The sequence below is a fragment of the Cellulomonas oligotrophica genome (assembly GCF_013409875.1).
GTDB lineage: Bacteria > Actinomycetota > Actinomycetes > Actinomycetales > Cellulomonadaceae > Cellulomonas > Cellulomonas oligotrophica.
This window is the reverse complement of the sequence record NZ_JACCBK010000001.1, coordinates 702,073-719,472: the sequence shown is the minus strand read 5'-3', so window position 1 is coordinate 719,472 and position 17,400 is coordinate 702,073. Positions and strand designations below refer to the sequence as shown.

Genomic DNA, 17,400 nt, shown 5'->3' with positions numbered 1-17,400 from the left:
CTCGTGACGGCGGGGCTCGGGACGGCAGAGCTCGGGACGGCAGGGCTCGTGGCGGCAGGGCTCGTGACGGCAGCGCCGACCCCGACGGCCCCGGCGTGAGGACCGCGCGCCGATGGGCATGACGACGACGGCCGCGTGGCGCCGCGTGACCCGCACCGGCGAGGGCGACGGCGTGCCGACCGCCGCCTACCGGGTCGCCGCCGCCGTCGCGCTCGCCCTGCTCGTCCTGGCGGCCCTCGGCGCGGTCCTCGGGCCGCAGTGGGACCCCGAGCTGATGCACGACTCGATCCCGGTCACGACCCGGTCGACCGCGATCGGCGACGCACCGCTCGCCCAGACGTACGAGGTGCGCACCGAGGACGTCCGCGTCGAGCTCGACGGCGGGTGGGTCGAGGCCCGGCTGAGCCTGCCCGTGGGCGCCACCGGGCCGCTGCCGGGCGTGGTGTTCGTCCACGGGGCGGGCACCGGGCGGTTCGCGCAGGCGTTCGTCACGCAGGCGCACGCGCTGGCCGCGTCGGGCGTCGTGGCGATGGTGCCGAACAAGCGCCTGGACACCTACACGCTGCGGCACCGCGACTACGTCGAGATGGCGGCCGACTACGCGCGGTCCGTCGACGTGCTGCGCGCTCGGCCCGAGGTCGACCCCGCCCGGGTCGGGGTGTACGCGGAGAGCGAGGGCGGCTGGATCGCGCCCGTCATGGCCGCGCAGGACCCCGACCTCGCGTTCGTGGTGCTCGTGTCGTCGCCCGTCGTGCCGCCGCGCCAGCAGGCCGCGTTCGCCGTCGACGCCTACCTGCGCAACACCGGCGTGCCGCAGGGCGTCTTCCGGGCCATCCCGCGGGCCGTCGGGCTCACGTCCTTCCCCGGCGGCAACTTCGACTACATCGACTTCGACGTCACGCCGTACCAGCAGCGGATGACGCAGCCCGTCCTCGTGGTCTACGGCACGGGCGACGTGTCCATGCCCATCGAGCAGGGCGCGCTGCAGGTGCTGCACGACACCGCGCAGGCCGGCAACGACGACGTCACGGTGCGCTACTACGACGGCGCCAACCACGGCATCCGCGTCGGCGGCGACGTCGTCCCGTCGTTCCTGCGGGACCTGTCCGGGTGGGTCCGCGGGCTGCCCGGCACGGCCGGGGCGACGCCGCAGGTGGCCGGCGAGCAGCCCACCCAGGTGTACGTCGCGGGCCCCGTGCCGCAGCCGCGGTGGCTCGTCGACGGGTCGGTCATGCTCGCCACGGTCGTCGCGGCGGCGGGGATGCTGGCGCTCGCCGGGACCGCCGTGGCCCTCGACCGGGGCGTGCACGAGGTGCGCGTGCGGCGCCGGCGGGACCTGACGGCCGACGAGCGGGCGGGCCACCGCCTCGCGCCCGGCGTCGTGGGCCCGCTCGTCGCGCTCGGCGCCGGCGCCGCCGTCACGGTCGTCGCCCTGGTCTGGTACCTGCTGGCGGTCGCACGCCTGGCGATGGACTACCAGCGCGACCCGTGGGTCGTGCAGGGCGGCTGGCTCGCGGTGCGCCTGCTCGGCATCATGACGGTCGTGGCCGCCGTGCTGCTCGGGCGTCGCGTCGGGGCGGCGCGCCGGGCCGGGCGGCGGGTCGCCCCCGGGCTGGTCCGCACGGCCGCGGTGGGGGTCGTGGTGGCCGGTGCGGGCGTGCTGCTCGTGGTGCTGGCCTACTGGGGCGTGTACCAGCTGGGCATCTGACGCGCGCCGGGGATGAACCCCGGGTCCCGCGTGGGGCACCATGTGCGCCGGTGCAGTGACGGGTGACGGAAGGTCGGGTGGTGCAGTGCGGACGTCGTGGGGTTCGGCGACCGATCGCGGGAGGGTCCGCGAGGTCAACGAGGACGCCCTGCTGGCGTACCCGCCCGTGTTCCTCGTCGCCGACGGGATGGGCGGGCACGACGCGGGCGACCTGGCCAGCAGGATCGCCGTGGAGGAGTTCGCCCAGCTGGCCGGGCAGCCCACCGCGACGGCCGACGACGTGCACGCGTGCTTCGCGCGCACCTCGACCCGGATCCGGGCCGAGTTCACCGGCGGGCGCCAGGGCGGCACGACCGTCGCGGGCGTGGCCGTCACCGAGCACGACGGCGGGTACTACTGGCTGGTGTTCAACGTCGGCGACTCGCGGGTGTACCGCTGGTCGGACTCCGCGCTGGAGCAGGTGAGCGTCGACCACTCGGTGGTGCAGGAGCTCCTCGAGGCGGGTCGGATCACGCCCGCGGAGGCGGGCCGGCACCCCGAGCGGCACGTGCTGACCCGCGCCCTGGGCACCGGCGAGCCCCCGGAGCCCGACTACTGGCTGCTGCCCGCCGGGGTCGACGACCGCCTCGTCATCTGCACCGACGGCCTGACCCGTGAGCTGACCGACCTGGACGTCGAGCGCGCGCTCGTGCAGTCCGCGGACCCTCAGGAGGCCGCGGCGCGCCTGGTGCAGGACGCGCTCGCCCACGGCGCGCGCGACAACGTCAGCGTCGTCGTCGTCGACGTCGCGTCGCCCGCGGGGGCCCAGGAGCAGGTGCAGATGACCGTCCCGCGGCCCGCCGAGCTCGGCCCGCACCTGTGGGACGAGATGCTCAACGGATCGACCGTCCCGCGCGGGCCGAGGGACACCACCGACGCCGGGCAGGACGCCGGCACGAGCGAGCGGCCCGAGCCGCAGGAGGACCCGCGATGAGCGCCCACGAGCACCACGAGTACGTCCCGGGCGACTGGACCGCGGTCCTCGGCGACGGGTTCGTCGCCCTCGTCGAGCCCGGCACGGCCGCGGCGACCGTCGACGGCCTGTGGCAGGTGGCCCGCGACGGCGGCGGCGTGCTCGCGGCCCTCGGCGTGCTCGCTGCCGGCGGGTTCGCCGACCTGCCGGACTTCGTCGTCGTCGACCTCGCCTCCGGCGGCGACGTGCACGCCGTGCTGCGGGGCGACGTGCACCTGGCGGTCCCCGGTGCGGACGGCGTGCAGGAGGTCGAGGCGCAGCTCGGCGCCGTGTGGACCGAGCACCGGGCGAGCAGCACGGGCGGGGCCACCGTGCGCGTCGGCGGCGCGGGCACCCAGGGGCGGGCGTGGTGGCCGGTGCGGTCGGGCGTCGTGCGGGCGGCGGCGGTGCGGCTGGCCGGGGTGCTGGACGCCGCGGGCACCGCTGCACCGGCGCGGGCGGCGGACGTCGCGGGCCCCGCGTCGGGTGCCGCACCCGGTGCGCTGCGGGAGCGGCGCGGCTCCGGCCGGGCCGCGCGCTCGGAGGCGAGCATCGCCGCGGCGACGCTGGGCGCCCCGGTCGTGGCACCCGCGCCGGAGCCGGCCGGGGACGCGGCGGCCGTGGCCCTGCCCGCCCCGACGGACCGGCAGCCGCTCGACCTCGTCCCCGACCTGGAGACCGTGCCCGACCTGGCGCCCGAGGCCTCCGGCACCGCCACGCCGTGGTGGGCCGGCGACGACGGTGCCGCCGCCGCGGACCCCGTGCCGGACCTGCCCGACCTCGTCGGCGGCGCCGGTGCGCCGGGCGTGCCCGGGCTCGAGCCCGTCGACGACGAGCCGTTCGTGCTCACCCCGGCGGACGTGCCGACGCCGGCCGTGGCGGACGTGCCGATGATCCGGGTCGGCACGCACCAGCCCGGAGACGACGACCACGACGGCATGACCATCCTGTCGAGCGACCTCGCGCAGATCCGCGACCAGCTGCCGACGTGGAGCCAGGACGCCGTGCCCGGCCCGTTCCTCGCGCCGGTCCCGGCGCCGCTGTCCGCGCGCCTCGTGCTGTCCACCGGGCTCGTCGTGCCCCTGGACCGCTCCGTGCTGCTCGGCCGCGCCCCGCAGGTCGCCCGCGTCACCAACCGCGAGCTGCCGCGCCTGGTCACCGTGCCGAGCCCCAACCAGGACATCTCGCGCACCCACGCCGAGGTCCGGGTCGACGGCGAGCACGTCGTGGTGACCGACCTCGACTCCACCAACGGCGTGCACGTCTCGCGCGCGGGCGACGGCGTGCGTCGTCTGCACCCGGGCGAGCCGAGCGTCGTGGCCACCGACGAGGTCGTCGACCTCGGCGACGGCGTGACGTTCACGGTGGAGCGCACGACGTGACCGCACGGCGCGCGCCGTCGACGCCCCCGCGCCTGCCCGGGTACGAGCACGTGCGCGTGCTCGGGCTCGGCGGGTTCGCGGACGTGTTCCTGTACCGCCAGCTGCTGCCGCGCCGCGACGTCGCGGTCAAGGTGCTGCTCGCGGGGAGCCTCGACGACGACGTGCGCGAGCGGTTCCAGACCGAGGCCAACCTCATGGCCCAGCTGTCGCACCACCCGTCGATCGTCACGATCCACCAGGCGGCGATCGCCGACGACGGCCGCCCGTACCTCGTCATGGAGTACTGCTCCCGGCCGGGCCTGGCCGACCGGTACCGCGTGGAGCGGCTGTCCGTGGCGGAGGTGCTGCGCGTGGGCGTGCGGCTCGCGTCGGCGGTCGAGACCGCGCACCGGGCGGGGATCCTGCACCGCGACATCAAGCCGGCGAACGTGCTGACGACCGACTTCGGCTGGCCCGCCCTCACGGACTTCGGGATCGCCGCGACGACGGGCCCCGGCGCGGGCGCCGCCACCGGCATGTCCATCCCGTGGTCCCCGCCGGAGCTGCTGGCCGAGCCGCCCGCGGGCGACGTGCGCTCCGACGTGTACTCCCTCGCCGCGACGATCTACTCGCTGCTCGCCGGGCGGACGCCCTTCGAGGTCCCGGGCGGGGCCAACAGCGCCCAGCAGCTCGTCGCCCGCATCGAGCGCGCGCCCGTGCCGCCGATCGGTCGCGACGACGTCCCGGCGGCCCTGCACGCGGTGCTCGACCGGGCGATGGCGAAGAACCCGTCGCGCCGGTACCCCTCGGCGGTCGCGGTCGCACGCGCCCTGCAGGAGGTCGAGGCGTCGCTGCACCTGCCGGTCACCGCGCTCGACCTGCCCGACGAGGGGCTGCGCGAGCCCGTCGACGCCGGACCGTCCGCGGCGCCGGACCCCGACGACGCGACACGCGTGCGGTCGGTGCTCCAGCTCGACCCGGGGCCCGCGCCCGCCCCCGCCCCCGCCGACCTCGACGACGGCGTGACCCGGCGGCGGCCCGTGCTGACGTTCGACCCCGCACCCGTGCCCGGCGTGGCCGAGCCGACGGGGGAGCCGGACGCACCGCCGACGCGGCGCCGGGTCGCGGCCGCCGTGTCCGCGGTGGTCGTCCTCGCCGCGGCAGCCGTGCTGCTCGTCGTCACCCTCGGTGGGCGGGGCACGCCCGGGCCGGGGCCCGCCAGCACCGAGTTCACGTCCCCGCCCCAGGAGCCCGTCGCGGCCGCGGTGCCCGCCCCGGTGGGCATCGGCGGCACCCGTCTGGCGGACGGGTCGGTCGAGGTCACGTGGCAGAATCCGGACCCGCAGGAGGGTGACGCCTACCTGTGGGGGGTCCTGACCGCGACCGGCGAGCCCGAGCTCGTCCTCGTCGACGAGCCCCGGGCCGTCGTGCCCGCGCAGCAGGCCGGTGAGGAGGTGTGCGTCCAGGTGTCCATCGTGCGCGCCGACCGCAGCTCCTCCGCCCGTCCGGCGCAGGGGTGCGTGCCGTGACCTGGTGGGACCTGCGCACGTGGCGCCGGCGGCCGGTGACGACGGCCGCCGCGGTCGTCACCGTCCCCGCGCTCGTGCTCTCCCTCGCGCTGCTCGACCGCGGGTTCCCGCTCGCGCGCGTCGAGCTGAACGACGGCGGCGTGTGGTTGACCGCCACGAGCCAGCTCAGCCTCGGCCGGTACAACGTGCCCGTCGAGGAGCTCGACGGGGGCCTGGTCACCACCGGCGGCACGTTCGACGTGCTCCAGGACGCCGGGGACGTCCTCCTCGTCGAGCCCGCGGTCCTGTCGGTCGTCGACCCCGTGACGGTGACGACCACCACGCAGGTCGCGATCGGCGACGTCGATGTCGACATGGCCGCGGGCCGGGTCGTCCTCGTGGACGCCGACGGCGGCGTGTGGGTGCGGACCATGACGACGCTCGACGGGCTGCGCGTCGAGGACGACGCCCCGGACCTCGAGCTCGGCGAGGGCGGGAAGGCCGTCGTCGCGACGTCCGGCGTCGTGCTGGCGGTCGCGCCCGAGGACGGCGCCGTGACCCGTGTGCCGGCCCTCGACGGGGTCGTGCAGGCGGAGGAGGCCGGCTCCTTCGGCGCGCTCGAGCTCGACGCCCTCACGGCGGTGGGCGACGAGGCCGTCGCGCTGTCGGGCAGCACCGTGCACACGCCGGGCGGCGCCGTCACCGTGGACGACGAGGACCTCGTGCTCCAGCAGCCGGGCCCGCAGGCGTCGTCCGTGCTCGTCGCGGGGTCGTCCGCGCTCTGGGAGGTGCCGCTCGACGGGGGCGCCGCGCGCGAGCACCCGACGACCGGCTCGGGCCCGCCGGCGGCGCCCGTGCGGGTCGGGTCGTGCGCGTACGCGGCGTGGTCGTCGACCGTCGGCTCGTCGTTGCGGCTCTGCGACGGGCAGGACGCGGTCGTCGAGGACCTCGAGGGCATGCGGCCGGGCGACACGCTCGCGTTCCGCGTGAACCGCGGCATGGTCGTGCTCAACGAGACCGCGGGCGGGCGCGTGTGGCTGCCGCAGCTCGACACCCAGGTCCGCGTGCCCAACTGGGAGGACGTCGTCCCCGAGGAGGACCCGGAGGACTCGCAGGAGGAGTCCGACGGGGCCCAGGTCACGCAGCAGCCGGTGACCGAGTGCGCCGAGCAGAGCACGGCGCCCGTCGCGGTCGACGACGCCTTCGGCGTCCGGGCCGGACGCTCGCGCCTGCTGCCCGTCATCGACAACGACTCGTCGTCCGACTGCGGGATCCTCGTCGTGTCGGAGTTCGCGCCGCTGCCGGAGGACTTCGGCACGGTCGAGGCCGTGCAGGGCGGTCGCGCGCTGCAGGTGCGGGTCGCCGACGGTGCCACCGGGTCCGCCGAGCTGACGTACACCGTCACCGACGGGCGCGGGCAGAACGCCCCGTCGACGGCCACCGTCGTGCTGACCGTCAGCGACGGCGACGCGCCGCCCGCCCAGGTGCGCACGTCCACGGCGACCGTCGACGCCGGCGGGTTCGTCGAGCACGCGGTCCTCGCGGACTTCGCGGACCCCGACGGCGACGACCTGCTGCTCGTGGGTGCGAGCGCCGACCCCGCGGCCGGCACCGCGCGGTTCCGGCAGGACGGCGTGCTGACGTTCACCGCCGACGGCGGCACGCTCGGGCGCACCCAGGTCACCGTGCAGGTCAGCGACGGCACGAACGTCGTGGACGGCGTGGTCGAGGTCGACGTGCGCGCCGCGGGGTCCGTGCCGCCGCGCATCGACCCCGTGCACGCCGTGACGTACGTGGGCCAGGAGGTCACGCTCCGCCCCCTGGACGCCGTGCGCAGCGGGTCGGCCGAGCCCGCCCGACTCGCCGCCGTCGGGGAGGTCGCCGGTGCGACCATCGTGCCGGACCTGCAGGCGGGCACCTTCACGTTCCGGGCCGCGCGCTCGGGGCCGTTCTACGTGCAGTTCGTCGTGACGGCCGCACCGCAGCAGGCCACCGGGCTCGCGCGCATCGACGTGCTGGAGTGGCCCGAGGAGGCCCTGCCGCCCGTGGCGGTGCGCGACGTGGCGTACCTGCCGGCCGGCGGCGAGGTCACCGTCGACCCGCTCGCCAACGACGAGGACCCCGCCGGCAACGTGCTCGTGCTGCAGCGCGTCGACGTGCCGGACGGCAGCGGGCTGGAGGTCGCGCTCCTCGAGCACCGGTACGTGCAGATCAGCGCCCGACGCACGCTGGACGCGCCCGTGGTGCTCGACTACCAGGTGTCCAACGGCTCGGCGAGCGCGGTCGGGCAGATCGTCGTGCAGCCCGTCGCCCCGAACGCGTCCCAGCAGCCACCGGTCGTGCCGAACGTCGAGGTCCGGGTCCGCACGGGCGGGGTGGTGACGATCCCGGTGCTGGAGGGTGCGTCCGACCCGGACGGCGACGAGCTGACGCTGCTGCGCCAGCTGCCCGAGCCGCTCGCCGAGGGGCAGGGCCTGCTGTTCGTCTCCGGCGACGTGCTGCGGTACCAGGCGCCGGACGAGCCGATCACGGCCCGCGCGACGTTCGCCGTCGAGGACGCGACGGGCAACGTGACCGCAGCGACCGTCACGGTGCGCGTGCACGAGTCCGACCCGTCGACGAAGTCGCCGCCCCGCCCGCAGGACGTGGTCGCCCGCGTCTTCGAGGGCGAGACCGTCCGCATCCCCATCCCGCTGGTCGGCATCGACGACGACGGCGACGGCGTCACGCTGCTCGGCCAGGCCAGCGCCCCCACCCTGGGCCGGGTCACCGCGACCGGGCCGGACTGGCTCGAGTACGAGTCGTTCGCGGGGAGCACCGGCACCGACACCTTCACGTACGCCGTCGAGGACTGGGTGGGGCAGCGCGCGGTCGCGACCGTCCGCGTGGGCGTCGCCCCCCGGCCCACCCAGGCCTCGACCGTGCAGGCGCGCCCCGACGAGGTGACGCTGCGCCCCGGCCAGCGGGTGGAGGTCCGCGTCCTGGCCAACGACCTGGCCTCCGGTGCCGGCGAGCTCACGCTGGAGGAGATCGTCGACATGCCCGAGGGCCTCGACGCCGAGGTCGCCGGGCGGCGGATCGCGCTGACCGCGCCCGCCGAGGCGGGGGTCCTGCTGGTCGTCTACCGCGTGGCCGACAGCCGCGGCGGCACCGACACCGGTGTGCTCACCGTGACGGTCGACCCCGAGGCACCCGTGCTGCCGCCCGTCGCCCGGGACGTGACGGTCCCCGCCATCGACACGCTCGGCCGCACCGAGGTGCGGGTCGACGTGCTCGAGGTCGCCCAGAACCCGTCCGGGCCGACGTCCGACCTCGAGGTCGGCGTGCCCACCTCGCACCGCGACGTCGCACGGGTCACCGACGACGGCGACGTCGTCGTCACGCTCGCCGACCAGGCGCAGACCGTGCCGTACGTGCTGGTGAACACGACCGACCGGTCGGCGTCGGCGTACGCCTTCATCACCGTGCCCGCGCTCGGCTTCTTCCCGCCGCAGATGCGCCCCCGCGCCCCGGAGCTGCGCGTCCCCGCAGGCGAGCAGCTGCGGATCGACCTCGGCGAGCAGGTGCAGGTGGCGCCCGGGCGCACCGCCCGGATCGCCGACGTCAGCCAGGTCACCGCGGTCAACTCCGACGGGTCGGCGCTCGTCCCGGAGAACGACCTCGAGACCCTGCTCTTCCGCGCCCGTGACGGGTACGTCGGTCCCGCGTCGATCAGCGTCCTCGTCACCGACGCGACGGGTGCCGGTGACGAGACCGCCCGCACGTCGTTCATCACGCTGCCCATCACCGTGTACGCGCTCGACGACTACCCCCCGACCTTCGGGCCGGCCGCCCTCGACGTGGGCCAGGGCGACGCGGCGCGCGCGGTCGACCTCCTGTCGTTCACCACGGGTCCCGAAGGCCCGGCGACGGTCGAGGACGGCTACACCTACCGCATCACGTCCCCGCCGGCGCCAGGGTTCACCGTGGCGCTCGACGGCTCGGACCTGCGGGTGTCGGCGGACGCGTCGACGCCGCGGGGCACCACGGCGCAGGTCGAGGTCACCATCGGGTACGGGCGGGCCGGCAGCATGACGGCCGTCGTCGACCTCGCGGTGGTCGCCTCGACGCAGCCGCTGGCGACGGTCCGGGCGTGGGACGTGCCCGACGGCGTCCAGGGGCAGACGACGTCCGTGCCCGTGCTCGACGACGCCTACAACCCGTTCCCGGGCTCCCCGCTCACCGTCACCGGTGCGACGGTGGAGACGCCGGGCGCGGGGACGGCGTCGGCCACGAGCTCGAGCGTCGCGGTGCGGCCCGCCGACGACTTCGTCGGTCAGATGTCGGTGCGCTACCGGGTCCGCGACGCCACGGGTGACCCGGCGCGCGAGGTCGAGGGGCGCGTCACCGTCCGCGTGCGTGGCGTGCCCGCGACGCCCGTGCCCCCGCGGGTCGGCGAGGTCCGCGACCGGACCGTCGTGCTGTCCTGGACGGCGCCCGACAGCCGGGGCGAGCCCATCACCGAGTACCGGGTCACGGCGTCCCCGGGCGGGCGCACGTACGCGTGCGCCAGCACGACCTGCACGATCGACGAGCTCCAGAACGACGTCGAGCACACGTTCACCGTCGAGGCGCGCAACGCCGTCGGCTGGTCCGAGCCGAGCGCGTCGTCGGCCCCGGCGCGTCCCGACGCGGTGCCGGACGCCCCCGCGGCACCGTCCCTGGAGTTCGGCGACCGTGCGCTGACGGCCACGTGGTCCGCACCGACGTCGACCGGGTCGCCGATCACCAGCTACACGCTGGAGATCACCCCGGCCCCGGCGTCGGGCCCGGCGGTCGTCACGACGCCGACGACGTCCTACCGGTTCACGGGTCTGGCCAACGGCACCGCCTACACCGTGCGGGTCCGCGCGCAGAACCGTGCGCCGGAGCCCAGCGCGTGGAGCCCGTCGTCGGCGCCGCAGACCCCCGCGGGCGTGCCGGCCACCCCCGTGGTGACCGCCGAGCGCAAGACCCAGCCGTGGGGCGACACCGCGGCGATCCAGGTGAGCTGGACCGTGGCGTCGAGCAACGGCGACGAGGTGGCGCAGTACGAGGTGCGGGTCGACGGGTCCGAGACGTGCGTGTCGAACGGCCCGACGTCCTGCACCATCAGCCCCGCCGAGCGGGGCCGGACGTACGCGATCGCCGTCCGGGCGCGCAACAAGGCCGGGTGGTCCGCCGCCGGCACCACCACGGGCGAGACGATCAGCGCGCCGACGGCGCCGCAGAACGTCGCGCTGACCGCCGGCCCCGACGCCGACTTCGGCCAGGGGACGGCCGAGCTGACCTGGAACGCGCCCACCAGCACCGGCGGGGCGGGCATCACGATCACCGGCTACCGGATCACCGGTCCGAACCTGGACACGACGGTCGGCCCCACGGTCCGGTCCCGGTCCTTCTCGGGCCTCGGCGCGGGCGCCCTCGGGCCCTTCACCGTGACGGCGACCAGCTCGCGCGGGCTCAGCGGTGACGGCGCGACCTCGGGGAGCGTGACGATCCGCACGCGGCCGCAGCAGCCGACCGTCACCGCGTCACCCGGCGGTGTCGACGAGATCGTGGTGTCGTTCGCCGACAACGGCACGGGCGGTGCCCCGGTCGACGCCCGTGAGTACCGCGTCGACGGTGCGGCCGTCGGGTCGGTGGACTCGCCGTACCGCACGCAGGACCGTACGAGGTTCGAGTACCGGGTGCGCAACGCCGCGGGCTGGAGCCCCTGGGCCTCGGCCGAGTCCGACCCCGGTCAGCCCAGCACAGCCACGGTGCGCGCGCAGGTCCTCGACGGGTCCGGCACGGGTGCGCTGCGGTTCCAGGTCGTGCTGGAGAGCGACGGAGGCCGCAGCGTCGAGCAGGTCCAGTGGCAGCTCGCCGGCCCCGAGAACCGGTCCGACAACAACGCCGCCGTCGACGAGACCGTCACGCTCAACGACCTCGACGCGGGCACGTACACGCTGACGCTGCGCGCCCGCAACGCCGTCGGCTGGAGCGGCTGGACCGCACCCCTCGAGGTGATGGTGCAGTGACGCCGGCCCGTCCGACCCCGCCCGCCCCGACCGTCCCGCCCGCCCGCCCGCGAACCAGGAGCGCCCCGCACATGACCCCCGAGCAGACCACCTGGTTCGGCGAGACCTTCGAGGCCCTCGTCGCCAACGTCGGCCGTGCCCTGCTGGGCAAGGAGGAGCCGATCCGCCTCGTGCTGGTCGCGATGCTCGCCGAGGGGCACGTCCTGCTCGAGGACGCCCCCGGCACCGGCAAGACGTCCCTGGCCAAGGCCATCGCGGCCACCGTCCAGGGCAGCCACCACCGCATCCAGTTCACGCCGGACCTGCTGCCGTCGGACGTCACGGGCGTGACGATCTACGACCAGTCGACGCAGCGGTTCGAGTTCCACCCGGGCCCGATCTTCGCCTCGGTGGTGCTGGCCGACGAGATCAACCGGGCGTCGCCCAAGACGCAGGCGGCGCTGCTGGAGGTCATGGAGGAGGCCAACGTCACGGTCGACGGCGTGACGCACCCCGTGGGGCGCCCGTTCATGGTGATCGCGACGCAGAACCCCATCGAGCAGGCCGGCACGTACCGGCTGCCCGAGGCCCAGCTCGACCGGTTCATCCTCAAGACCTCGCTCGGCTACCCCGACCGGTCCGCGTCCGTCGAGATCCTCGCCGGCGCGAAGGACCGCACCCTCGCCCTGCACCCGCGGATCACGACGCAGGCGATCGGCACGATGGCCGACCTCGCGCTGACCGTGCACGTCGACCCGGCGCTGCTGGACTACATCGCCCGCCTGCTGGAGGCCACCCGCGACGACCCGCAGACCGCGCTCGGCGCGTCCGTGCGCGGCGGCCTGGCGCTGGTGCGGTGCGCGAAGGTCTCCGCGGCCGCCGCCGGGCGTGACTACGTCGTCCCCGACGACGTCAAGGTGCTGGCGCAGCCGGTGCTCGCGCACCGGCTCGTGCTCGACGCGGAGGCGGAGTTCGCCGGCGTCACCGCCGAGCACGTCGTCGCCCGCGTGCTCGAGCAGGTCGCGCCGCCGACGATGCGGGTGGCCTGACCGGTGCACGTCTCGCCCGTCGGGTGGGGGGTGGCCGTCCTCGCCGTGGTGTCGCTGGTGGCCGGCCGGCTCCTGGGCTGGGGCGAGCTCGCGGGCCTGGGCGTCGCCCTGGTCTGCGCCCTGCTCGTGTCCGTGCTGATGACCGCGGGGCGGCCCCGGTACGGGGTCGTGCTGGACCTCGCTGACCGGCGCGTGCGGATCGGCCAGCGTGCCGTGGGTCGGCTCGACGTCCGGAACGCGGCGCGCCGCCGGTCGCTGCCGTCCCAGGTCGAGCTGCCCGTGGGGGAGCGGACGGCCGAGCTCGCGGTGCCGTCGCTGGCGCCCGGCGCCGTGCACGACGAGCTGTTCGCGATCCCCACCGACCGACGTGCCGTCGTCGTCGTCGGCCCGGTGCTCTCGCGCCGCGGCGACCCCCTGGGCCTGGCGCGGCGCCGGCTGCGGTGGACCGAGCCGTACGAGCTGTTCGTGCACCCGGAGGTCGTGGCGCTCGGCGGGGCGAACGCGGGCCTGCTGCGCGACCTCGAGGGCCAGGCCACGCGCGACCTGTCCGACTCGGACCTGAACTTCCACGCGCTGCGCGACTACGTCGCGGGTGACGACCGGCGGTACATCCACTGGCGCACCACCGCCCGCACGGGCCAGCTCATGGTCAAGCAGTTCGAGGACACCCGGCGCACGCTGACGACCGTGGCGCTGGCCACCGCGACGGGCGACTACGCCGACGCCGACGAGTTCGAGACGGCCGTGTCGGTGGCGGCATCGATCGCCGTGCAGGCCATCCGGGACGAGCGGGAGGTCGAGGTGCTCGCCGGACCGGGTCGTCTGCGCACCGGGACGCCGCCGCTCCTGCTCGACGACTGCGCCCGGGTGGCGTCGACCGCCGCCGGTGCGGGTGTCGCGCTGCTGGGCCGCCGCGTCGTGCGCGAGACCCCCGACGTGTCCGTCGCGTTCCTCGTCACCGGCGGCGTGCCCACGGACGCGGAGGTGCGCCTCGGCACCCGGCACCTGCCCGCGGGCACCCGCGCGGTCGTGCTGCGCTGCACCCGGGGGGCGGACGTCGCCGTCCGCACGCAGGGCTCGACGACGCTGGCCACGCTCGGCCGGCTCGAGGACCTGCCGCGGGCCCTGCGCCGGGTGGCCGGATGAGCCCCACGCCCGCCCGGCGGGCGGTGGGCGTGCGGACACCGTCCGCGGCCCTGGCCGACCTGCTGGTCCTGCTCGCGACGCTCGCGCTCGCGCTGACCCCGCTCCTGCCCGCGTACGGCACGGGCGCGGTGCTGCCCGCCCTCGTCGGCGGGCTCGTGCTCGGCACGGGTGCCGCGCTGCTGGGGGCCGTGCGCCGGTGGTCGGCGCTGACGGTGGTCGCGGCGCTCCTGGCCGGGTACTTCCTGCTCGGCGGCGCGCTCGCGGCGCCCACCACGACCGTGGCGGGCGTCGTGCCGACGCCGGCGACCGTGACGGCGCTGGCCCGCGGGCTGGTGTCCACGTGGGCCCAGGTGGTCACGCTGCAGCCGCCGGTGGGGGCGTCGGGCACGCTGCTCGTCGCGGCGCTCGTCGTGGCCCTCGTCGGGAGCGCGGCGTCGGCGGCGCTGACGCTGCGGGTGCGCCGGGCCGGCGCGGCGACGACGGCGGCCCTCGTGCCGCCGGTGGTGCTCGTGGCGTCCGTGGTGCTGGGGACGCGCACGCCGCCGGTCCCGCCGGTCCTCGCGGGCGTGCTCATGACCCTCGTGCTGCTGCCGTGGGCGGCGGCCCGCACGGGCACCTTCCGGCCGCGCCGGGTGCTGGCGACCGGGCTGATGGCCGCGGTCGTCGCCGCCGGCGGCCTGGTCGGCGGACCCCTCGTGACGGGCTCGACCCCGCGGTTCGTCGTCCGCGACGAGATCACCCCGCCCTTCGACCCCCGCGACTACCCGAGCCCCCTGGCCGCGTTCCGGCGCATGGTCAAGCAGGACGAGACCGTGCTGTTCACGGTCGACGGGCTCCCGGCCGACGCCCGCGTGCGCCTGGCGACGTTCGACCGGTACGACGGCGTGGTGTGGAACGTCGCGGGCGACGGCTCCGCGCAGGCGTCCGGGGAGTTCCGGCGCGTCGGCGACGTCGTCGAGACCTCGGTCACAGGGGAGCGCGCGACCGTCCGGGTGACGATCGAGGCGCTGCGCGGGGTGTGGCTGCCGACGGTCGGCCAGGCGACCGCGTTCGACCTGGGCGCCGACGCGGCGGACCTGCGCTACAACGACGCGACGGGCGGTGCGGTCCTCACCTCGGGCGTCCAGCAGGGCCAGACGTACGCCGTGGACGTCGTGGTGCCGACGACGCCCGACGACGAGACCATCGGCGCCGCGCCGGGCGCGCCCGTCGTGCAGCCCCCGCCGACGGGCGTCCCGCAGAGCGTGGCGGTCACCGCCGCCGACGTCGCGCGCGACGCGGGCACGCCGGTGCAGGTGGCGCGCACGCTGGAGACCTGGCTCGCCACCGAGGGGTTCTTCAGCCACGGCCTCACCGACGCCGGCGACCACCCCTCGCTCGCCGGTCACGGCGCGGCGCGTCTCGCGGCACTCCTCGGCGGGTCGTCGATCATGGTCGGCGACGGCGAGCAGTACGCCGCGGCGATGGCCCTCATGGCCCGCCAGATGGGGCTGCCCGCCCGCGTCGTCCTCGGCTTCGTGCCGGGTGCCGGCGACGCCGGCGACGCCGGCGAGGTGACCGTGCCGACGACGGAGGACGGTGCCGTGCAGATCCGCGGCAAGGACGTCCAGGCGTGGGTCGAGGTCGCGTTCGCCGGGCACGGCTGGGTCGCGTTCGACCCCACGCCCCCGTCGTCGCAGACCCCCGAGGAGGAGGAGGAGAACACCCCCTCGGACCCGCAGCCGCAGGTCGTGCAGCCGCCGGACCTGCCCGAGGACCGCGTCGACCCGCCCGAGGACGACACCGAGCAGCCGCAGACCGAGGACGAGGAGCGCGAGAGCGCCGTCGCCCGCTGGCTGCGCCTCGTGCTCACCGCCACCGGGATCGGGCTGGCCGGGCTGCTGGTGCTGCTCAGCCCGCTGCTCGTCGTGGTGGCGCTCAAGGCACGCCGCCGACGGCGTCGCCGCGCCCTGGCGGACCCCGTGCACCGGGTCGCGGGCGGGTGGGACGAGGTCGTCGACGCCGCCCACGACATGGGCGCGCCGCCGCCCGGGTCCGCGACCCGTCAGGAGGCCGCCGGGTCGTGGGCGGGCACGCTCGCGGCCGCGCACCCGGCGGTCGCCGCGCGTCTGCGGGCGCTCGCCGCCCGCGCCGACCGCGCGGTCTTCGGCGCCGGTGACCCCGCGCCCCCGGAGGTCGACGCCTACTGGAGCGACGTCGAGGCCGTCGTCGCCGAGCTCCGCGGCACCCTGTCCCGCCGCGCCCGTGTGCGGGCGCTGGCCTCGGTGGCGTCGCTGCGGCGCCCCTCCCGGCGGGCCGGCGCGTCCGGCCCCCGGTCCCGTCCGACGCGCGGCCGGTCCGCGCGTCGTCCCCCTCGTCCCCGAGGAGAACGATGACCCGCACGTCCCTGCGACCACCGGTCGGCGACCAGCCCGCGGGGCTGGGGCGACGCTTCGTCGCCGTCGCCGTCGACCAGGTGCTCGTCCTGCTCCTCGGCGGCGGCCTGGTGGTGCTGGCCCTGGCCGACGCCGTCCGTGCCGTGGTCGGCGGTGCGGAGCCCGGGTCCGTCGCCGGCGCGGTCCCCGTGCCGCTGCTCGTCGCCGGCACCGTCGTGGCCGCCGTGCTGACCCTCGTGCAGTGGCTCCTGCACGGGCGGCTGGGCTGGACGCTCGGGCGCCTGCTGCTGGGCGTGCGCACCGTCGACGCCGACGCCCGGACGCCCGTCGGGGCGTGGCGGGTGCTCGTGCGCGGCCTCGTCGTGGCCGCGGGGTCGCTGGCGTGCGGGGTCGGCCAGCTCGTGGTGCTGGCGTCGCCGCTGCTGGACCGCACCGGCCGGCGGCGGGGCTGGCACGACCAGGCCGTCGGCGCCGAGGTGCTCCGGGTCGACCGTCAGGAGGCCGCCCGGAGGGCGGCCCGTGCGGGCGCCCGTGCACGGGGCTCGGACGGGCCCGGCCTGGTGCCGCCGGTGCCGGGCGTCGGCGACGTCGTCCCGGTGCCCGCGCGGGCCGTCCCGGCGCAGGCCGTGGTCGCAGGGGCCGGCCTCCCCGCAGCGGGGCCGCGGACGCCGTCGGGCGGGGTGCCGACCGCCACCGGCGCGCTGCGCCTGGCGCCCCTGCACCAGCAGCGCTCGGGCCCCGACCTCGACACCCGTGCAGTGCCGCTGGTGCGCCCAGGCTCGCCCGACCTGGTCTTCGGGCTCGCCCCCGAGCTGGAGATGACACGGCCGGCACCGCCGCGGGCCGACGTGCGTCCCGTGCAGCCCGAGCCGGGCGCTCGCGGCGCGCGGCTCGCCTTCGACGACGGCCGGGTCGTGGTGGTGGAGACCAGCGCCCTCGTCGGACGCAACCCCGCACCGGCCCCGGGCGTGCAGGTCGTGCGCGTGATGGACCCGGGCCGCTCGGTGTCCAAGACGCACCTGCAGGTGGGCGTCGACGCGGACGGCGCGTGGGTGGCGGACCGCGGGTCGACCAACGGCACGGTCGTCACCCTGCCCGACGGCCAGCAGGTGGTCTGCCGGGTCGACCACCCGGTGCGGCTGCGGCCCGGGGCGACCGTGCAGCTCGGGGACTGCACGTTCCGGGTGCTGGCCGTCCCGGCGGGAGGTGGACGGGCGTCCGTGCCCTGACGGTCCTAGAGTC

Annotated in this window: 9 protein-coding genes; all 9 read left to right on the top strand. The window is 76.7% G+C overall.

Annotated features, from left to right (window positions below; all coding sequences use genetic code 11):
- Nucleotides 1-112 precede the first annotated feature (112 nt).
- Entirely contained in the window at nt 113-1,708 is a 1,596-nt protein-coding gene (locus BKA21_RS03235; protein ID WP_306458059.1) for an alpha/beta hydrolase family protein, read from the top strand.
- A gap of 85 nt (nt 1,709-1,793) precedes the next feature.
- A complete protein-coding gene (locus tag BKA21_RS03230; protein WP_140458663.1) occupies nt 1,794-2,681 on the top strand; it encodes a PP2C family protein-serine/threonine phosphatase in 888 nt (295 codons plus the stop codon).
- Complete coding sequence (locus BKA21_RS03225; protein WP_140458664.1) at nt 2,678-4,081, top strand: FHA domain-containing protein; 1,404 nt, start codon at nt 2,678-2,680, stop codon at nt 4,079-4,081. Before BKA21_RS03230 ends, BKA21_RS03225 begins: the two co-directional genes overlap by 4 nt.
- Nucleotides 4,078-5,589, top strand: a complete 1,512-nt coding sequence (locus tag BKA21_RS03220) for a serine/threonine-protein kinase (RefSeq protein ID WP_140458665.1) — start codon at nt 4,078-4,080, stop codon at nt 5,587-5,589. Before BKA21_RS03225 ends, BKA21_RS03220 begins: the two co-directional genes overlap by 4 nt.
- The gene (locus BKA21_RS03215; protein ID WP_140458666.1) at nt 5,586-11,609 is read left to right on the top strand and encodes an Ig-like domain-containing protein; all 6,024 of its coding nucleotides are present in this window, start codon (nt 5,586-5,588) and stop codon (nt 11,607-11,609) included. The genes BKA21_RS03220 and BKA21_RS03215 overlap by 4 nt, the downstream gene beginning before the upstream one ends.
- A 71-nt stretch (nt 11,610-11,680) precedes the next feature.
- Nucleotides 11,681-12,637: an AAA family ATPase gene (locus BKA21_RS03210; protein ID WP_140458667.1), complete on the top strand. Its 957-nt coding sequence runs from the start codon at nt 11,681-11,683 to the stop codon at nt 12,635-12,637.
- 3 nt (nt 12,638-12,640) lie between these two features.
- Nucleotides 12,641-13,783 (top strand): DUF58 domain-containing protein, encoded by a 1,143-nt coding sequence (locus tag BKA21_RS03205; RefSeq protein WP_140458668.1) that lies wholly within the window; start codon nt 12,641-12,643, stop codon nt 13,781-13,783.
- Nucleotides 13,780-16,158 carry a transglutaminase TgpA family protein gene (locus BKA21_RS03200; RefSeq protein ID WP_140458669.1) on the top strand — a complete coding sequence of 793 codons (2,379 nt, stop codon included), beginning with the start codon at nt 13,780-13,782 and terminating at the stop codon, nt 16,156-16,158. Before BKA21_RS03205 ends, BKA21_RS03200 begins: the two co-directional genes overlap by 4 nt.
- Entirely contained in the window at nt 16,155-17,387 is a 1,233-nt protein-coding gene (locus BKA21_RS03195; RefSeq protein ID WP_140458670.1) for an RDD family protein, read from the top strand. Before BKA21_RS03200 ends, BKA21_RS03195 begins: the two co-directional genes overlap by 4 nt.
- The last annotated feature ends 13 nt before the right edge of the window (nt 17,388-17,400 follow it).